At 47.7% G+C, this 17,668-nt stretch carries 14 protein-coding genes; 13 read left to right on the plus strand and 1 reads right to left on the minus strand.

The annotated features are described in order from the left end of the window. The first annotated feature begins 55 nt into the window (after positions 1 to 55). The 10 genes from truA (at position 56) to P2W84_RS09405 (ending at position 13,149) form a co-directional block, all read left to right on the plus strand. Complete coding sequence (truA, locus tag P2W84_RS09360) at positions 56 to 817, plus strand: tRNA pseudouridine(38-40) synthase TruA (RefSeq protein WP_276089852.1); 762 nt, start codon at positions 56 to 58, stop codon at positions 815 to 817. Between the two features lie 3 nt (positions 818 to 820). Then, positions 821 to 2,593, plus strand: coding sequence for an ABC transporter ATP-binding protein (locus P2W84_RS09365; protein WP_276089853.1), 1,773 nt, complete (start codon positions 821 to 823; stop codon positions 2,591 to 2,593). 55 nt (positions 2,594 to 2,648) lie between these two features. Next, on the plus strand, positions 2,649 to 3,905 hold the full coding sequence (gene dctA, locus P2W84_RS09370; protein WP_276089854.1) for a C4-dicarboxylate transporter DctA: 1,257 nt from the start codon (positions 2,649 to 2,651) through the stop codon (positions 3,903 to 3,905). Positions 3,906 to 3,960: 55 nt separating this feature from the next. Continuing rightward, positions 3,961 to 6,363 carry a gliding motility-associated C-terminal domain-containing protein gene (locus P2W84_RS09375; RefSeq protein WP_276089855.1) on the plus strand — a complete coding sequence of 801 codons (2,403 nt, stop codon included), beginning with the start codon at positions 3,961 to 3,963 and terminating at the stop codon, positions 6,361 to 6,363. Positions 6,364 to 6,404: 41 nt separating this feature from the next. Continuing rightward, positions 6,405 to 7,205, plus strand: coding sequence for a DUF1080 domain-containing protein (locus P2W84_RS09380; RefSeq protein WP_276089856.1), 801 nt, complete (start codon positions 6,405 to 6,407; stop codon positions 7,203 to 7,205). Between the two features lie 54 nt (positions 7,206 to 7,259). Next, positions 7,260 to 8,132, plus strand: coding sequence for a succinate--CoA ligase subunit alpha (sucD, locus tag P2W84_RS09385; protein WP_276089857.1), 873 nt, complete (start codon positions 7,260 to 7,262; stop codon positions 8,130 to 8,132). A gap of 149 nt (positions 8,133 to 8,281) precedes the next feature. Then, positions 8,282 to 8,761: a methionine-R-sulfoxide reductase gene (locus P2W84_RS09390; RefSeq protein WP_276089858.1), complete on the plus strand. Its 480-nt coding sequence runs from the start codon at positions 8,282 to 8,284 to the stop codon at positions 8,759 to 8,761. 112 nt (positions 8,762 to 8,873) lie between these two features. Then, the gene (locus P2W84_RS09395; RefSeq protein WP_276089859.1) at positions 8,874 to 9,320 is read left to right on the plus strand and encodes a septal ring lytic transglycosylase RlpA family protein; all 447 of its coding nucleotides are present in this window, start codon (positions 8,874 to 8,876) and stop codon (positions 9,318 to 9,320) included. Between the two features lie 382 nt (positions 9,321 to 9,702). Further along, positions 9,703 to 10,674 carry a ribonucleoside-diphosphate reductase small subunit gene (locus P2W84_RS09400; RefSeq protein WP_276089860.1) on the plus strand — a complete coding sequence of 324 codons (972 nt, stop codon included), beginning with the start codon at positions 9,703 to 9,705 and terminating at the stop codon, positions 10,672 to 10,674. A gap of 96 nt (positions 10,675 to 10,770) precedes the next feature. Next, entirely contained in the window at positions 10,771 to 13,149 is a 2,379-nt protein-coding gene (locus tag P2W84_RS09405) for a ribonucleoside-diphosphate reductase subunit alpha (RefSeq protein WP_276089861.1), read from the plus strand. A gap of 83 nt (positions 13,150 to 13,232) precedes the next feature. Here P2W84_RS09405 and P2W84_RS09410 read toward each other — a convergent pair whose 3' ends face one another. Beyond that, positions 13,233 to 15,371 (minus strand): LruC domain-containing protein, encoded by a 2,139-nt coding sequence (locus P2W84_RS09410; RefSeq protein ID WP_276089862.1) that lies wholly within the window; start codon positions 15,369 to 15,371, stop codon positions 13,233 to 13,235. Between the two features lie 76 nt (positions 15,372 to 15,447). On the opposite strand from P2W84_RS09410, the gene P2W84_RS09415 reads away from it, so the two are divergent. The 3 genes from P2W84_RS09415 (at position 15,448) to P2W84_RS09425 (ending at position 17,665) form a co-directional block, all read left to right on the plus strand. Beyond that, positions 15,448 to 15,651, plus strand: coding sequence for a cysteine-rich CWC family protein (locus P2W84_RS09415; RefSeq protein WP_276089863.1), 204 nt, complete (start codon positions 15,448 to 15,450; stop codon positions 15,649 to 15,651). 62 nt (positions 15,652 to 15,713) lie between these two features. Beyond that, positions 15,714 to 16,586: a carbon-nitrogen hydrolase gene (locus P2W84_RS09420; protein ID WP_276089864.1), complete on the plus strand. Its 873-nt coding sequence runs from the start codon at positions 15,714 to 15,716 to the stop codon at positions 16,584 to 16,586. Positions 16,587 to 16,594: 8 nt separating this feature from the next. Then, positions 16,595 to 17,665 (plus strand): agmatine deiminase family protein, encoded by a 1,071-nt coding sequence (locus P2W84_RS09425; RefSeq protein WP_276089865.1) that lies wholly within the window; start codon positions 16,595 to 16,597, stop codon positions 17,663 to 17,665. Positions 17,666 to 17,668: the final 3 nt, after the last annotated feature.

The raw sequence follows: 17,668 nt of genomic DNA on the forward strand, positions 1-17,668 counted from the left end.
GATACCAAAAGGCTGAAACTAAGCAATCCAAAAACGTAGATTTGCGGCATTGACCATGTATCGATACTTTACAGAGCTATCCTATAAGGGCACCGGATTTCACGGCTGGCAAAGCCAGCCAAATGCCGTTAGTGTTCAGGAAATACTGGACCGCGCATTGTCTGTTTTTTTCCGGGAACCGGTGGTATCTGTGGGCTGCGGCCGTACAGATACCGGCGTGCATGCGACGCAGTTTTTCGCCCATTTCGATCTCCACACACCATACGGACAGGCCGATGAAGACAACCGGCTGGAGAAGGCTGTTAACGGGATCAACGCGCTGTTGCCTTATGAGATCGCTGTAAAGCGGGTCTTCCCGGTCGGTCCGGAAGCACACGCAAGATTTGACGCCAACTCACGGGCCTATCACTACCATCTGCATTTTAACAAGGACCCTTTTTTACTGGACAGGTCCTGGCTTTTCAAGGGAGTCCTCGATGTAGAAGCGATGAACGAAGCAGCGGCCCTGCTAAAGGACTATACCGACTTTTCCTGTTTCAGTAAATCACATACGCAGACTTTTACGAACAATTGCAGGATTACGGAAGCATTCTTTGAGCCATTTGACAATGGGCTCAGATTTACGATCCGCGCAGACCGGTTTCTGCGGAATATGGTGCGTGCGATTGTCGGTACATTGGTACTTGTCGGGAAGCAGGAGGTTGACCTGGAGAGATTTCGCGAGATCATTGAAAGTAAAGACCGGAGCAATGCCGGGCAGTCTGTTCCTGCCTGTGGTCTGTATCTGGTCAGTGTTACTTATCCTTTTTTATCATAAGCGATGTCGAAAATTACCGGAGATGCGATCAATATAGGATTACTGAAACGGGTGTTTCAGTACGTAAAGCCTTACCGCGGAATATTTGGCTGGGCCGTGATACTGACGGTCCTGCTTGCACTGATCGCACCGGTAAGGCCGTTCCTGATCCAGTATACGCTGGACGGATATGTCATGAAGGGAAATTATAATGGCTTATTGTCAATGACCGTGCTGATGCTTGCACTGCTGATATTACAGGTAATCATCCAGTTCAGCCATACGCTCTTGACCAATACGCTTGGGCAGTCTGCTGTCCGCGACCTGCGTATTCACGTGTTCAATCACATCAGCAGTCTCAGGTTAAAGTATTTTGACAATACGCCGATCGGTCAGCTGATCACACGTACTGTTTCCGATCTGGAAACAATCGCAGAGATATTTTCTGAGGGATTGATCTCTATTATCGGCGATATGCTGATGGTGGTCGTCATCATTGGTGTAATGGTTTATAAGGACTGGGCCCTTACACTGGTTGTGCTGCTGCCCATGCCGTTACTGATGATCGCCACATCGGTTTTTCAGCGCGCCATAAAATCTGCTTTTCAACAGATCAGGACTGAGGTGGCTAATCTGAATACTTATCTGCAGGAACATATTACCGGAGTTTCTATCATCCAGTACTTTGCAAGAGAGGAGCAGGAGTACAACAAGTTTGTAAAGATCAATTCGAGGTACCGCGACGCAAACATCAGGTCTAACTGGTATTATTCTATTTTCTTTCCTGTTGTAGAGATCATCTCGGCAATGTCGATGGGACTGCTGGTATGGTATGGAGCTAAGAGCATCCTGGCCAAGCCGCTGGATGTAACACCGGGTACAATTGCAGAATTCCTGCTTTATATCGGTATGCTGTTCCGGCCTATCCGGGAGCTTGCAGATAAATTCAATACGCTGCAAATGGGTATGGTAGGTGCCGAGAGGGTGTTCAAGGTTCTGGATACAAATGAAATCACTGAAAACAGGGGGACTGTTGTTCCAAAAAGGATAAGCGGTAATATCAGCTTTGACCAGGTATGGTTTGCCTATAACGACGACAATTATGTACTCAGGGATATTTCCTTTGAGGTAGAAGCCGGAAAAACGATTGCACTGGTCGGAGCAACCGGTGCCGGAAAATCTTCCACTATAAACATACTGAACAGGTTTTATGAGATTCAGAAAGGTGAGATCCGCATCGATGGTGTCCGTGTACAGGACTATGAGCTGAATTACCTGAGAGGGAATATCGCTACGGTTCTTCAGGATGTCTTTCTTTTTTCAGATACCATATTCAACAATATTACACTGGGTAATCCCGATATCACTTTAGATGAGGTTGTGGAAGCGGCAAAAAAGGTAGGTGCGCATGATTTTATCGAGCGGCTGCCTGGCGGATATCTTTATAATGTGATGGAGAGAGGTGCTACATTATCTGCAGGTCAGGGCCAGCTGATCTCCTTTATCCGTGCGCTGGTATACAACCCCGCTATCCTGGTGCTGGACGAGGCGACTTCCTCAGTGGATACCGAAACAGAGCTGCTGATCCAGCGTGCAATAGAGAACCTGATGAAGGGGCGTACTTCAATTGTCATTGCTCACCGGCTATCGACCATTCAAAAAGCCGATCAGATCATCGTACTGGACAAAGGCCAGATCAAAGAGAAAGGAACACACCAGGAACTGCTCAGGCTCAACGGCTACTATAAGAAACTCTATGATCTTCAGTTTAATTCCGGAGGTATATCGGTGAGGTAAAAGAACAGCCTCGTTTGTTGTTCCTGAAGCAGTTAAATTTTTGTATAATCGTTTGATGAAATTAATCTTGTCAAACCTTACTTTCCAGGTTCTGGTATCTATTGCGCTGGGGATTGTTACCGGCGTTTTTTTCCCCGGCTTTGCTCCGCATGCAAAACTGATCAGCCAGAGTTTTATCAATATGATCAGCATGCTGATTGCCCCGATCATATTTCTTACGATAGTACTGGGGATTGCCCATATGGGCGATATGAAAAAGGTTGGCCGCGTGGGTGGGAAGGCATTGCTATATTTTGAGATTGTGACTACAGTGGCGATCCTGATCGGTATGGCGGTGGCCAACCTGTTGCGGCCCGGTGCAGGCGTGACGGCGACAGATGCTGATGCAGAGAAGATCAGGACTTACACCGACCAGGCAGGCAGCATCAATTGGGTGGAATTCTTCGTCCATATTATCCCGCATAATATTGCAGAATCTTTTGCGAAGGGAGAAATCCTGCAGATCTTGTTTTTTGCTATTTTATTTGGTTATGGCCTGAACAAAATGGGTGAGACAGGAGCATCCCTGACTACTGGTATCGAAAAGCTGTCTAAAGTGTTCTTTAACATCATGAAGGTCATTATGCGGCTTGCGCCGGTAGGGGCATTTGGTGGTATGGCGTATAGTATAGGCACCTATGGGTTGAATACATTGCTGCCTATGGCCAAGCTAATGGGGGCAGTTTATCTGACCTGCTTCCTGTTCATTTTTGTTATACTCAACATGATCTGCCGCTACTATGGTTTCAGCCTCTGGAAATACCTCCGTTATATCAGACAGGAGATACTGATTGTTTTGGGTACATCTTCTTCTGAATCTGTATTGCCCAGTATGATGCAGAAAATGGAGGCCATTGGTTGCAAAAAATCTGTGGTTGGATTGGTGATTCCGACCGGATATTCATTTAATCTGGATGGTACTGCGATCTATCTGAGTATGGCCGTTATTTTTCTGTGCCAGGTTTTCCAGGTAAACTTGTCGCTCGCTCAGCAATTGAGTGTGCTTGCAGTACTGATGGTGACCAGTAAGGGAGCGGCAGGAGTGACTGGAAGTGGCTTTATTGTACTTGCATCTACACTGACTGCGCTTAAGATCATGCCGGTAGAACACATTGCGATACTTCTTGGGGTTGACCGGTTTATGTCTGAAGCACGGGCGATCACCAACATGATTGGCAATGGCATTGCGACGATCGTGATTGCCAAGAGTGAAAGTGAATTTGACGAACAAAAGTATCTGCTGGCCGTTGGCGATACAACGGAGGAGCGGTAGCCAAATAACCTTCTATAATCCTGAAAATCTGCTTGTTTTTCATTAAATTGCTTTAATGAAGACCGCATCTCTCTGTATCTTATTTGTATTTTTTGGCTGTTTCCTGGCCTCAGGCCAAGATATTCAGTCGGGAATATCTGCGCAGAATGTAACCTATTTTAAGCTTCCTGCAATGCAAAAGGTCGTGGTATGTGCGGATGACCATGCGGTATGGGGACTTGCTGTAAACGGGGAAGTTTATTTAAAGAAAAGCGGAGAAGACGATTTCAAACGTTTCGGAAATTTTACTGGTGTGAGGGATCTCGCAGGATACCGGGTGGACAAAATGTATTTCTTAATTGGTGCCGAACTTTATGAGGTGTCCGGCCCATCTGCAACCGCAAAGATTGGTCTTCCTCCTGGCACAGGCACGATTAATAATATTGCGGTCGTCAATGGCTCGACGAATCGGTTTCTAGCGGGATATATACCGCATCAGCAGGACTGGCTCGCGGTGGCTACGTCGACACAGTTGTTCCGGATTGAAAGGTCTGATCCCCTCCGTACACTTAAAATCAGCAATGAACTGGATCCACTTGATCCGGCAAAGGACTGGCGGATCACCAATGCGGGCTATAAGTCGATCGACTTCCAGTTCCGTGCGCCTGAAGCCAGCAGTTGCTTCGGAAACACGGAGTTCAAATACTTTAACCGGGTCGGTACAGCACCCCGCATGCGGCAGTTGCCGGAGTCCGGAGCGGAATATTCCGGAAAGGTTAACTGCAGCTACTTTGAGTCCACCTATAACGAGGAAGTTCAGGAACCAGCCACGATGATGGATTTTTGGGGAACGGACAATGGTCTTTTCATCAAGTATGCGCAGAGCTGCAACGTAAGGCGGGTGATACAGAGTAAGGTAAATGATATAAAACAGCTCAATCTGTTCCGTGATTTTTTTAACTATAAGGTTACACTGGTAGCTACTGACGAGGGCTTGTTTATGCCGGCACTCCAGTATGGCATGATTTACGGCACAACACCAGATATTACTCGGATTTCATTTTACCGGTTCAATATCTATAATGGAGCAGTCAACAGCATTGCGCTGGACGTCTATTATTCTCCGGACAATCCTGACGGGTTATGCGATCAGGCCGTTTGGCTCGCGACTGCTGATGGTATACGCAGGCTTGGCTTATCTCCGGCACGTTTTTCCGACGTAGATGTTGACCTGATCAAAAAGGCGCCTGATATCTTTTATGTGGACGGACCGGTAAGACAAAGGATCTATCAGCTCTGTAACGGGCAGCAATATACCTTTAAAATACAGTTGCCGCAGGTGTTAACGCATACTTATAAAATCGAGTGGCTTCGCGCGGAGAATATGTGGGAGATTGAATCTGACCGGGTGGTACAGGAGAACCTAACCGGCCTGACGACAACGGTGATCGACGTAAGGGGGGATTTCGGGATACGGATCACTTCAGACTGTGGCGAAAGTATGGATCTGGGGAAAATATGGCTCAGGCAGCCGCAGAAAATAGAGCCGGAATTTAACTATCCGGAGGTGATCACAATGTACGAGGGTTGTAGCTATACCTTTCGTGCAAAGGAGGGAAATATTTACCGGTGGGAACTTGACGGCGAACTGATCCCGGGTGCGACTTCCAATGTGCTGACGACCACGATGCCTGGCAAATACAGGCTGCTGTACCAGGATTGCGAAAACAACTTCACGCGATCTGAGGTGGTAGAACTCAAGCTGGTGCCCGCCATACAACCTGTAATTGCCATGAGTAAACAGGAGTCGTTGTGTTTCGGAGAACAGGTAACGTTGACCGCTCCTTACCAGGAAGGAGCCAGTTACAAGTGGTATCCCACCGGCGAAACTACACAGTCGATTGTTACTGCCAAGCCAGGCAATTACCATGTGGATGTGATCCTGGATGGAAATTGTTTCCGCAGGAGCCCCACCGCCGTGGTTAAGGTACAAGAAGAGATCAAGCTGGAACGGCCACCGGATTTCCAGCTGTGTACCAAAAAGCAGCAGCAGCTGCGGTTAACTGCGGCACCGGGATTTTCATCTTATACCTGGAACGGAGTGGAAACGACGGCAAATTACCTGGATGTTACGTCGGCTGGAAGCTATACGCTTCAGGTCACCGATGCCAGAGGATGTAAAGCAAGTACATTATACCTTGTAATGGATTATTGCCCGCCGCCCAAACCTCCCAATGTTTTCAGCCCGAATTCGGATGGGCTGAATGACATGTGGGTAGTGGAAGCAGACGCGTCTGATGAAACCATTTCCGTTGTTGTCTATAACCGTTACGGTGCGGCAGTATTCCAGGATAGCGGCCACAAAATCAAATGGGACGGGAGGCACCGGGGTGTCGATCTGCCGCCCGGAACTTATTATTATGTACTGAAAAAAGATGGCGACAAGACATTGACGGGGCCTGTTAGTTTGATTCGTTAGAAAAATATTTATTTTGTACCCGAAACCAAATTGAATAGGTCATGAAATATACCTGTATCGTCGTTGCCTTGCTATGTCTGGGCTGCGGCGGCGTAAAGAAGTCGGCCACTGAAGCCGGAACCGGCGGCAAAGGCTGGAAAAAGCTGTTTAACGGAAAAGACACCAAGGACTGGTTTGTCAAAATCCATCACCATGAAGTCGGGGAGAATTACGGCAACACCTTCAGGGTAGAAGACGGCATGATCAAGATCCGTTATGATCAGTATGGCGATTTTAATGACCAGTTCGGACACCTGTATTATAAGACACCCTTTTCCTACTACCACCTGAAATTCGAATACCGCTTTGTCGGTGAATTGCAGCGTGGTGCACCTGACTATACCCTGCTCAACAGCGGGGTGATGTTCCATTCCCAGGACCCAAGGACAATGCTTAAGGAACAGGACTGGCCGATCTCTATAGAAATGCAGTTGCTGGCCGGCCTGGGGGACGGACGGCCCCGCCCTACAGGGAATATGTGTTCGCCGGGAACAGATGTGATCTATAAAGGCAGGATCTCACCGGATCATTGTATCAATTCTACCTCAAAAACCTATCCCGCGGGGGAATGGGTAAAAGGCGAGCTGATCGTTTTAGGTAACGAATTGATTACGCATGTCATCAACGGAGATACCGTGTTGCAATATTCAAAACCCCAGATCGGGGGCGGCGTGGCGCATGGCTACGATCCCAGATATAAACAAGACGGCAAATTGCTCAGCAGCGGGTTTATCGCGCTTCAGAGCGAGGGCCAGCCCATTGATTTCAGAAATATAGAAATTAAGGAGCTGCCACATCGCTGACATTGTTTTTAAGGACAATTTTATCTAAGTTTGCAACGAAAAAAATCAAGATACATGAGCGTTTTAGTAAATAAGGATTCAAAAGTTATTGTTCAGGGTTTCACCGGTAACGAAGGTACTTATCATGCTTCCCAGATGATCGAATACGGCACTAATGTTGTTGGTGGTGTAACCCCTGGAAAAGGTGGTCAGACCCATCTCGACAGACCTGTGTTCAATACCGTTAAAGACGCGGTAGACCAGGCTGGTGCAAATGTATCTATCATTTTTGTACCTCCCGCATTTGCTGCTGATGCAATTATGGAAGCGGCAGAAGCGGGGATTAAGGTAATTGTATGCATCACCGAAGGTATCCCTACCAAAGACATGGTTCAGGTAAAGGAGTACATTTCAGATAAAGGCTGCAGGCTGATCGGCCCGAACTGTCCCGGAGTAATTACTGCGGATGAGGCTAAAATTGGCATCATGCCTGGCTTCATCTTTAAGAAAGGACCTGTAGGTGTCGTATCAAAATCAGGTACCCTGACTTATGAAGCGGTAGATCAGGTGGTAAAGGCCGGATTAGGAATTACTACTGCGATCGGTATCGGTGGAGACCCGATCATTGGAACTACCACAAAAGAAGCAGTAGAGCTGCTGATGAACGATCCCGAAACTGAAGGAATTATCATGATCGGCGAGATCGGCGGAGGTATGGAAGCTGAGGCTGCACGGTGGATCAGGGAAAATGGCACCAAGCCCGTGGTCGGTTTCATCGCGGGACAGACTGCCCCGACAGGTCGCAGAATGGGACATGCAGGCGCAATCGTAGGCGGCGCTGACGATACCGCAGCCGCCAAGATGAAGATCATGGCAGAGTGCGGTATCCACGTAGTGGAAAGTCCTGCTGAGATCGGCGAGACAATGGCTGCCCTGTTGAAAAAGTAAATACAATCATTCAGGATATTCCAGACCTGGTGCGTATTTCGCCAGGTCTTTTTTATGTGGTGTCTTTCCACTTGCTTGTGACCAAATTATGGCAAAGAAGTAGAACCACAGATAGTGTTTTGGCCGTATATTGTATAAACGTAATGCAAATGGGAATATTGGTCAATAAAACATTTATGCTGTTCAGCGTGTTGGCTTTAACAACGCTGGCTGCGTGCGCGCAGCAACCTAAAAAAGAAAACTCTCAGAAAAATACAAAAAGTATGGAATGGAATAAGCTCACTAAGGAAGAAGAGGATGTAATTGTACGCAAAGGTACCGAGTATCCGGGTACGGGTAAGCTGTTGAACAATAAAGAGAAGGGAACTTACATCTGCAGACGCTGCAACGCCCCTTTATACCGTTCTGATGATAAGTTTGATTCACATTGCGGATGGCCCAGTTTTGATGACGAGATCAAAGGTGCAGTGCTTCGCATACCGGATGCAGACGGATCACGTACCGAGATCATTTGCGCCAATTGCAAAGCACATCTCGGACATGTGTTTATCGGTGAAGGATTCACCTCAAAAAATACAAGGCATTGTGTCAATTCGATTTCCATGAGTTTTGTGCCCGATAAGAAATAAATTGTTTGATGCGTATATAAAATATTTGCCTGGCGATAACTTGCCAGGCATTTTTTGTTTTTACGGATTTCGTTTGCTTATGTTTGTGGCATTCACCAACTAAAGTAAATATATGAAGTATTGTTTATTGTTAAGTGGGATGCTCTTTTCTTCTGTGGCTTTTGCCCAGAATATGCCTGGAAACCGGGACTCAAATGATACAGGTACAGCAATAGCGGCGGTAGCAGACTCAACAGCAACAGACAAATCTTCTGCGATGGTTTCCGAGACGGTGTATGGTACTTATTATGCGCGTCGTTTTGAAGGAAGGCGGACAACCAGTGGTGCGCGCTACCGTGGAAAAAAGCTCACGGCAGCCCATAAAACACTTCCTTTTGGCACGGTAGTTACCGTAACCAATCCAGACAACGGAAGGTCGGTCGATGTGGTGATCAATGACCGGGGTCCACATTCAAAAAAATTCTCTATAGATGTATCAACCGCTGCTGCAAAGGCCCTTGGCTTTTACGGTAAAGGTGTTGCCGAGCTGGAAATTGCCTACACTCCTGAAGAAGACTGACCGCCTAACTTTCTGTGCTGCAAAAGTCAGTTTTAATAAATTATTAACACTCTCTTTTTTTTACTATTCGCTAAAAACGAAATGATTAGCATTTTTGGTAGTTGATTATGACGCTCATCTGATCCTGAAGCCGGCTAAAACCAACAACGTGTTAACAACTTTGTTCCACAGAAAAATCGATCTCATCTATATTTGTTTTAGTAAGATTCTTTGATAAATCACACGTCGATTCTTAGTTAAAGGTTTAGTATTTAGTTGCTTAAGGTTTTATAGAATTTCATGTTCTTCGATCTTTCGATTTAAATACCGGTTCGGTGTCTGCGTTGTTTATTGAGGTCTGCTGACAACCAATTTATTCATTCACTATCAAATACAGAGGCTTATGCAAGAAGAATTATTATTGAAGGAAAATAAGGACCGGTTCGTACTGTTGCCGATCAAGTATCCGGCGATATGGGAGATGTATAAGAAAAGTGAGGCAAGCTTCTGGACTGCGGAGGAAATCGATCTGTCTGACGACCTGAAGCACTGGGAAGGATTGAACAGCGGCGAGCGTCATTTCATTTCACATGTTCTTGCATTTTTTGCAGCGAGTGATGGCATTGTTAACGAAAACCTGGCCGTTAATTTCATGAGCGAGGTCCAGTTGCCGGAGGCGCGCTGTTTTTACGGTTTCCAGATCATGATGGAAAACATCCATTCTGAAACCTATGCATTACTGATCGATACTTATGTGAAAGATCCCGAAGAAAAGGACCGGTTGTTTCATGCCATTGAGACAGTACCTTGTGTCGGTAAAAAAGCGGAATGGGCCCTGCGCTGGATAGAGAACGGTAGTTTTGCGGAACGTCTGGTTGCTTTTGCGGCGGTAGAAGGTATATTCTTCAGCGGAAGTTTCTGTTCTATATTCTGGATGAAGAAACGTGGCCTGATGCCCGGGCTGACTTTCAGTAACGAATTGATCTCCAGGGACGAGGGGATGCATTGTGAATTTGCCTGTCTGTTATACAGCATGTTGTCGAACAGACTGACCGAGAAACAGGTACATGAGATCATCAAGGACGCAGTGGAAATTGAGAAGGAATTTATCAGTGACGCATTGCCGGTAGCCCTGATCGGAATGAACGCCAAGCTGATGTCGCAATACATCGAATTTGTGGCCGACAGATGGGTACAGGAACTGGGTTACACTAAGATCTATAATGCGACCAACCCATTTGATTTTATGGAAATGATCTCATTGCAAGGTAAGACCAATTTCTTCGAGAAGCGTGTGGGCGACTATCAGAAGAGCGGAGTACTTACCGCCTCTGAAGATAAGGCCCAGGCATTTTCACTGGACGACGATTTTTAACAAACGTCATCGCCTGATAAAAATGATTTAGTTAATTTCTGGTGTCCGGTGGCGGAAACCTGCCGGGTGCCATAACCCTAAAATACCTTAGAAAATATGTTTGTAATAAAGAGAGACGGCCGGAAGGAAGCCGTAAAGTTTGACAAGATAACGGCTCGGATTGAGAAGTTATGCTATGGTTTTAATGCTGAACTTGTAGACCCGATCGATGTTGCCAAGAAGGTGATCGAGGGGTTGTATGACGGGGTGACCACTTCAGAACTGGATAACCTAGCTGCCGAAACAGCAGCCTCTTTAACGACAAAACACCCCGATTATGCGCTGCTGGCTTCACGTATCGCGGTGTCTAACCTGCATAAGAATACCACCAAGTCCTTCTCTAAGACGATGGAACAGCTTTACACCTACATTGACGAAAAGACAGGCAAGCAGGCCGGGCTGATCGCTGATGATGTATGGGAAGTGATCAGGGACAATGCTGACGTACTTGATAGCACGATTATCTATGACCGTGATTTCGGTTTTGATTATTTTGGTTTCAAGACGCTGGAAAAATCTTACCTGCTGAAAATCGACGGGCAGATCGTAGAACGTCCGCAACACCTTTTCATGCGTGTTGCCGTAGGTATCCACAAGTCGGATATCGACAGTGCCATCGCAACCTATAATCTGATGAGCGAGCGTTGGTTTACCCATGCTACACCTACTTTGTTCAACGCAGCCACACCTAAGCCACAAATGTCTTCATGTTTCCTGCTGACGATGCAGGATGACAGCATTGAAGGCATTTATGATACATTAAAACAAACGGCTAAGATATCTCAAAGTGCCGGAGGTATAGGATTGAGCATCCATAATATCCGTGCAACCGGTGCTTATATCGGTGGCACGAACGGAACCAGTAACGGCATTGTCCCGATGCTGAAAGTCTTCAACGATACCGCACGTTATGTAGATCAGGGTGGGGGCAAACGCAAGGGCGCGTTCGCGATCTATCTTGAACCATGGCATGCAGATATCCTGAGCTTCCTGGACCTGCGCAAAAATCATGGTAAGGAAGAGCTGCGTGCACGGGATCTGTTTTACGCACTTTGGGTTTGCGACCTGTTTATGAAGCGCGTAGAAGAAAACGGAGACTGGAGTTTGTTTTCTCCGGATGAGGCACCCGGTTTAGCGGATTGTTTCGGTGCGGCGTTCGAAGAATTATACGAGCGTTACGAAAAAGAAGGCCGTGCGCGTAAAACGATGAAAGCCCAGGAGCTTTGGTTTGCGATCCTGGACTCCCAGATCGAAACCGGTACCCCTTACCTGTTATATAAAGATGCGGCAAACAGCAAATCCAACCAGCAAAACCTGGGTACGATCAAGAGCTCAAACCTTTGTACTGAAATTATAGAGTATACCTCAAAGGATGAGGTAGCTGTCTGTAACCTGGCCTCCCTTGCTTTGCCGAGGTATGTGATCAATGGTGAATTTGACCATCAGAAACTCTATGATGTTACTTACCAGGCTACATTGAACCTGAACAAGATCATCGATTATAACTACTATCCTGTAGAGGAAGCCAGAAACTCGAACATGCGCCACAGACCGGTAGGGCTTGGTGTACAGGGCCTTGCCGATGCCTTTATCCTGATGCGTCTGCCGTTTGAGAGTGAAGGTGCCCGTATCCTGAACAAGGAAATCTTCGAGACCATCTACTTTGCCGCGATGACTGCTTCACACGACCTGGCTGTAAAGCATGGTCCGTACCAGAGCTTTAAGGGCTCTCCGTTATCGCAGGGCAAGTTCCAGTTTGACCTGTGGAATGTAACACCGGACAGCGGCAGATGGGATTGGGAAGACCTTCGTAAGAAAGTAGTAAAGGACGGTGTATATAACTCATTGCTGGTAGCACCTATGCCTACTGCCTCAACTTCGCAGATCCTGGGCAATAATGAATGTTTCGAGCCTTATACTTCCAATATTTACACCAGGCGTGTGCTGAGTGGTGAGTTTATCGTGGTGAACAAGCACTTGCTGAAGGATCTGGTCGCATTGGGCTTATGGTCGCCTGCCATGAAGGACAGGATCATTATGGCCAACGGTTCTATCCAGGACATCGCGGAAATTCCGGATTATATCAAGGAACTCTACAAAACCGTTTGGGAGATCAAGATGCGCAGTATCATCGATATGGCTGCAGACAGAGGTGCATATATTTGCCAGTCTCAGTCACTGAACCTTTTCGTCAATTCTCCTAACACGTCGAAACTGACCTCAATGCATTTCTATGCCTGGAAGAAAGGGCTGAAAACCGGTATGTATTACCTGCGTACCCAGGCAGCGTCACAAGCCGTTAAATTCACCGTGGAAAACCAGGCTGGTAAGAATATGGAGCCGGTTATTCCCGCGCATATCGAACAACCTGCCGAGGAGATCATCGAAGGTCCGGTATGTACAATGGAAGAGGGCTGCATCAGCTGCTCAGGTTAGAGTTTGTCACCATTTGAAACCTCAATAAAAAACAACGGGGGCTCTGATCAACATCAGGCCCCCTTGTTTTTATAGAATTATTGCTACTTATTATAAATATTGGCTGTATTCCGGTAACCGGCAGCGGTGTTTATATACCAGTCAGGATAACTTACACCGCCCGACTTGGCCCATTCCAGGAAATGCAGATAGGCATCGAGTATGGACCTGGCTTCGGCAGGATAGCTGAAGGTATCTGTAAAGCTCAGCGCCCAGGGCTCGTTGTTTTTATTCAGGTAGTATCTTCCTGTAGCGACACTACCATTGTCATCGTAGGTGCCGATAACGGATTTATCAGCCTTATCTGTCGGTGGGTTATTAGGCAGGTGGATCTCATAAGCCCTGCGGCGGTCGCTGATCAGGAAAGGATTGAACGGAGGTAATCCAAGCTCTGCTGCAGTCAGCGGGCTGCTGAACTTGATATTCAATGTAGCCGTAGACGCGTTAGCTTTCGGTTTCGCCGGGTCGGTGTTTACTTTTTCGCTGCCGTCGGCATTTTTGATCAGGTTCTCATAATTGTCAAACGGAATGACCACAGCATTCGTCTGGCCTGCTTCCACTCCGTTTCCTGCAAGCTGGATGTAATTGCTTTGTAAGACCTGGCCGCTTACGGAACTGACTTTTCCGGCGGCAAAGGGGAATTGTACCCCAAAGCCGTTCTTATAACCAGCACCAGCCGCAACAGGCTGATATTCGCCTTTTATCTCTACGGTATTGTTCTGTGCGTTCTTTGTAAATGTATACCTGTAATTGACCACCAGGTCGTTCATGTCGTAATCGCCTTTGAACGGCCAGTAATCTTCAAAGGCCAGGGTCGCATATCCGGTTGATGAAGGGAAATAAGTAATATAGGCTCTTGACGGGTCGTTTGGAAATGCATCCTGCGTATCCGGCACGCCGTCGCCATCAGAATCACCTCCTTTATCTACCGTAGATACGCCTGTATTAGAGATGGCGGTTATCGGGTTGGCAGTCGCATAGATCACCAGGTCGTTAAAGTCGTTATCAGAACCTGAACCGTCCGAGCGGTTGATATCTTCAAATCCCATCAGGTATAGTTTATGAACGTCATCATACAGGAGCACGGAATGCTTTTTTCTGCTGGTAACGGTTTCCGGATTAAATTTCGACTCTGAATAGAACTTGGTCGAGGTTGACGTATTGATGCCGCTTCCTGTCCAGGCATTTTGCAGGAGTACGAATGCAATGGTTGTGCCTGCTTCAAAGGTACCTAGTTTGACCTTGTCCCCGGACAGCAGCCCGCCTCCTGTGCCGTAGGCAGATGCATTGGGAAAGATCATCGTTACCTTATCAATTCCGCCAAACGCGGTACCTGTCGTTACAGAAGAGGGTGGGTTATTGGTGTCGTAGGTATAGTAAGCAAGGGTATTCAGATAGCCTGCACCTTCAGACACAAAAGTGACCCATACATCGGCAGTTTGCGTGATCACCAGGTTAGATCCGGCCGAGGAAGTCAGGTATTCCGGATGCGTGGTCGTGAGGGGCTTTCCTTCAGGAAGAGATGCATTGACATAACTCAGCAGGCTGGGGTCTATGGCGTCAGGAGTCGGCTCGAGGTACTTTGGCCTGCCCAGGCTCGCAGGATAAGCCGGACTGCTCACGATAGCGTCTCCCGAAGAGGTGTATCCCGTCGGGTAACCGTAAGTAACGCTGAACAGTCCCCTGGCCCCGATATCCCCTGTAGCAAGCAGAACATCAGGATTGGTATTGCGCGGATTTACGCCTTCAATGAGCACGTCACCGCTGAGCATAGACGTTCCCCCGATCACAGCACTGATGGCCGTTTTTCCCCCGATCAGCGCTTTGACCCTGTTGAGCAGGCCGGTGTAGTTAGGGTTGATCAGTAAAGTATCCAGATATGCCGGTACCGTAATATTCCCTCGGACGTAACCGTCGGCATCCGTTACTGCCTTAAGCACGTCACGCTCGGTATTTCCGGGGTCTGTAATGCTCACCAGCGCACCTTTAATTGGTTTGCTGTCATTACTCAGGAGCCTTACGGTAATGTCCAGGTTCTTGGTGGTGATGTAACTGAAACTACCTGGGATTTCAGACCCGCCGCCGGGATCGGGATCAGGATCTTTTGACCTGTCTTTCTTGCAGGATAAAGATCCTGCCATAACAAGAAAAACCAGACCAAAAAAAGGGATGACTTTTTTCATGGCTGAATTTTTTTTTAAGTTGATGTGACAACCGGCACAAAACAGATGCCATAAAACATCGTACCTTTGCAGATAAATGATTAAACACGAGATCATTTCCTGCGAGCGTTGTAGCGCTCCGATCGAATGCAAGGCCAATTCCTATACCAAATGTCAGTGCAGCGAGGTACAGCTTACACTGAACGAAATGGAATACATCGGCGAGCAGTACGACGGCTGCCTGTGTTCTTTTTGTTTATTTCAGTTGCGGCAGGAATATCAGGACAGTATGTCGTCTTGAACCTACAGCAGGCGTCTTTTATTTTTTTGCTAACTTTGCGGCAAAACAGATGTTGACAAGGCATGGCAAAAATACAAGTTGGCCTGGTGCAGATGAGCTGTACCAGCAATAAGCAGGAAAATTTAGATAAGGCAGTAGCAAAGATCAGGGAAATTGCGGCCCAGGGTGCGCAGATCGTATGCCTTCAGGAACTCTTCACTTCCCTCTATTTTTGTGACGAGGAAAATTATGACAACTTCGCGCTTGCAGAGGCCATTCCGGGACCTTCAACCGATACTCTATCGAAAGTAGCGGCAGAACTCGGCGTCGTGATCGTTGCGTCCTTATTTGAAAAGCGTGCAGAAGGCCTCTATCACAATACAACAGCAGTGCTCGACGCAGACGGGGCTTACCTTGGAAAATACCGTAAGATGCACATTCCGGATGACCCGGGGTTCTATGAGAAATTCTACTTTACTCCGGGAGACCTCGGTTATAAGGTATTCAAAACAAAATATGCCAAAATAGGTGTGCTGATCTGCTGGGACCAGTGGTATCCGGAGGCTGCCCGTATTACTTCCCTTATGGGGGCTGATTTTCTTTTCTATCCTACAGCCATCGGCTGGGCAACTACACAGGACCAGGACACGAATACGGAACAGTACAACGCCTGGCAGACCATTCAGCGCTCGCACGCTGTTGCCAATGGTATTCCGGTGGTAAGCGTCAACAGGGTCGGGCATGAAGCAGGCGTTGACTTCTGGGGCGGCTCTTTTGTCGCCAATCCATTCGGCACGGTACTCTACCAGGCTCCCCACCATGAGGAAACCCTGAAAGTAGTGGAGCTGGACCTGGCCAAATCGGACAGTTACCGCACCCACTGGCCTTTCCTGCGCGACCGCCGCATAGACAGCTATTCTCAGATTACCAAAAGATACATTGACGACGAAGCATAACCAATAGCATGTCCTCTTTTAACGAAGCACAATTCAGTAACAGCCCTAAAAAGCAGGGCTACAGCTTTCCCGCAGAGTGGACCCCGCATGAAGCCACCTGGCTCAGCTGGCCCCATAAAGAAGCCTCATGGCCCGGTAAGATCGATGCCATTTATGCACCCTACTGTGAATTTATCAAAGAAGTGGCTGCAGGTGAAAAGGTCAGGATCAATATCAATGATGAGGCGACCAGGGCATTTGCGGTCAGCAAACTTAAAGCAGCAGGTGCAGACCTCAGCCAGATCGAATTCCATTTTAATCCCAGTAACGATGCCTGGTGCCGCGATCATGGCCCTGCGTTCCTGCTCAATGCGGCGGGGACAAAAAAAGCCGTTGTGGACTGGGGCTACAACGCCTGGGGCGGTAAATATCCTCCTTATGACCTGGATGATGTCATTCCGACCCGTATTGCCGGACATTTCGGCCTGCCGGTATTCCATCCGGGCATTGTCATGGAAGGCGGTTCCGTAGAGTTCAACGGGGCCGGTACGGTTCTGACCACTACGGCCTGCCTGCTTAATGAGAACAGAAATCCTGAATACAGTCAGGAACAGATCGAAACATACCTTCGGGAATATTACGGAGTGGAACAAGTGCTCTGGCTGGGTGATGGCATCGTAGGGGATGATACCGATGGCCACATCGATGACATTACCCGTTTTGTCAATGAGGACACTGTACTGACCGTAGTAGAAAGCAACCCGCTCGACGAGAACTATCTCCTGCTGCAGGAAAACCTGGAAACACTCCGGAAAATGCGCCTTTCCGATGGACGTCCGCTGCAGATCATTGAATTGCCCATGCCGTCTCCGGTTATTTATGAAGATACCCGGTTGCCGGCTTCCTATGCCAATTTTTACATTGCCAATGCAGCGGTCATTGTACCCACCTTTCGCGATGTCAACGATGAAAAGGCCCTGGCCATCATTCGCAGTGTCTTCCCCGACCGTAAGGTGGTCGGTATTGATTCCACCGATATCATCTGGGGACTGGGCAGCTTCCATTGCCTCAGCCAGCAGGAGCCTGCACTCAAAGGCTAAACA

It is taken from the genome of Pedobacter sp. JY14-1, from assembly GCF_029269825.1.
Classification (GTDB): Bacteria; Bacteroidota; Bacteroidia; order Sphingobacteriales; family Sphingobacteriaceae; genus Pedobacter.

Coding starts and splice junctions, on each gene's coding strand:
- truA (WP_276089852.1), top strand. CDS start 56: ATGTATCGATACTTTACAGAGCTATCCTATAAGGGCACCGGATTTCAC.
- P2W84_RS09365 (WP_276089853.1), top strand. CDS start 821: ATGTCGAAAATTACCGGAGATGCGATCAATATAGGATTACTGAAACGG.
- dctA (WP_276089854.1), top strand. CDS start 2,649: ATGAAATTAATCTTGTCAAACCTTACTTTCCAGGTTCTGGTATCTATT.
- P2W84_RS09375 (WP_276089855.1), top strand. CDS start 3,961: ATGAAGACCGCATCTCTCTGTATCTTATTTGTATTTTTTGGCTGTTTC.
- P2W84_RS09380 (WP_276089856.1), top strand. CDS start 6,405: ATGAAATATACCTGTATCGTCGTTGCCTTGCTATGTCTGGGCTGCGGC.
- sucD (WP_276089857.1), top strand. CDS start 7,260: ATGAGCGTTTTAGTAAATAAGGATTCAAAAGTTATTGTTCAGGGTTTC.
- P2W84_RS09390 (WP_276089858.1), top strand. CDS start 8,282: ATGGGAATATTGGTCAATAAAACATTTATGCTGTTCAGCGTGTTGGCT.
- P2W84_RS09395 (WP_276089859.1), top strand. CDS start 8,874: ATGAAGTATTGTTTATTGTTAAGTGGGATGCTCTTTTCTTCTGTGGCT.
- P2W84_RS09400 (WP_276089860.1), top strand. CDS start 9,703: ATGCAAGAAGAATTATTATTGAAGGAAAATAAGGACCGGTTCGTACTG.
- P2W84_RS09405 (WP_276089861.1), top strand. CDS start 10,771: ATGTTTGTAATAAAGAGAGACGGCCGGAAGGAAGCCGTAAAGTTTGAC.
- P2W84_RS09410 (WP_276089862.1), bottom strand. CDS start 15,371: ATGAAAAAAGTCATCCCTTTTTTTGGTCTGGTTTTTCTTGTTATGGCA.
- P2W84_RS09415 (WP_276089863.1), top strand. CDS start 15,448: ATGATTAAACACGAGATCATTTCCTGCGAGCGTTGTAGCGCTCCGATC.
- P2W84_RS09420 (WP_276089864.1), top strand. CDS start 15,714: ATGGCAAAAATACAAGTTGGCCTGGTGCAGATGAGCTGTACCAGCAAT.
- P2W84_RS09425 (WP_276089865.1), top strand. CDS start 16,595: ATGTCCTCTTTTAACGAAGCACAATTCAGTAACAGCCCTAAAAAGCAG.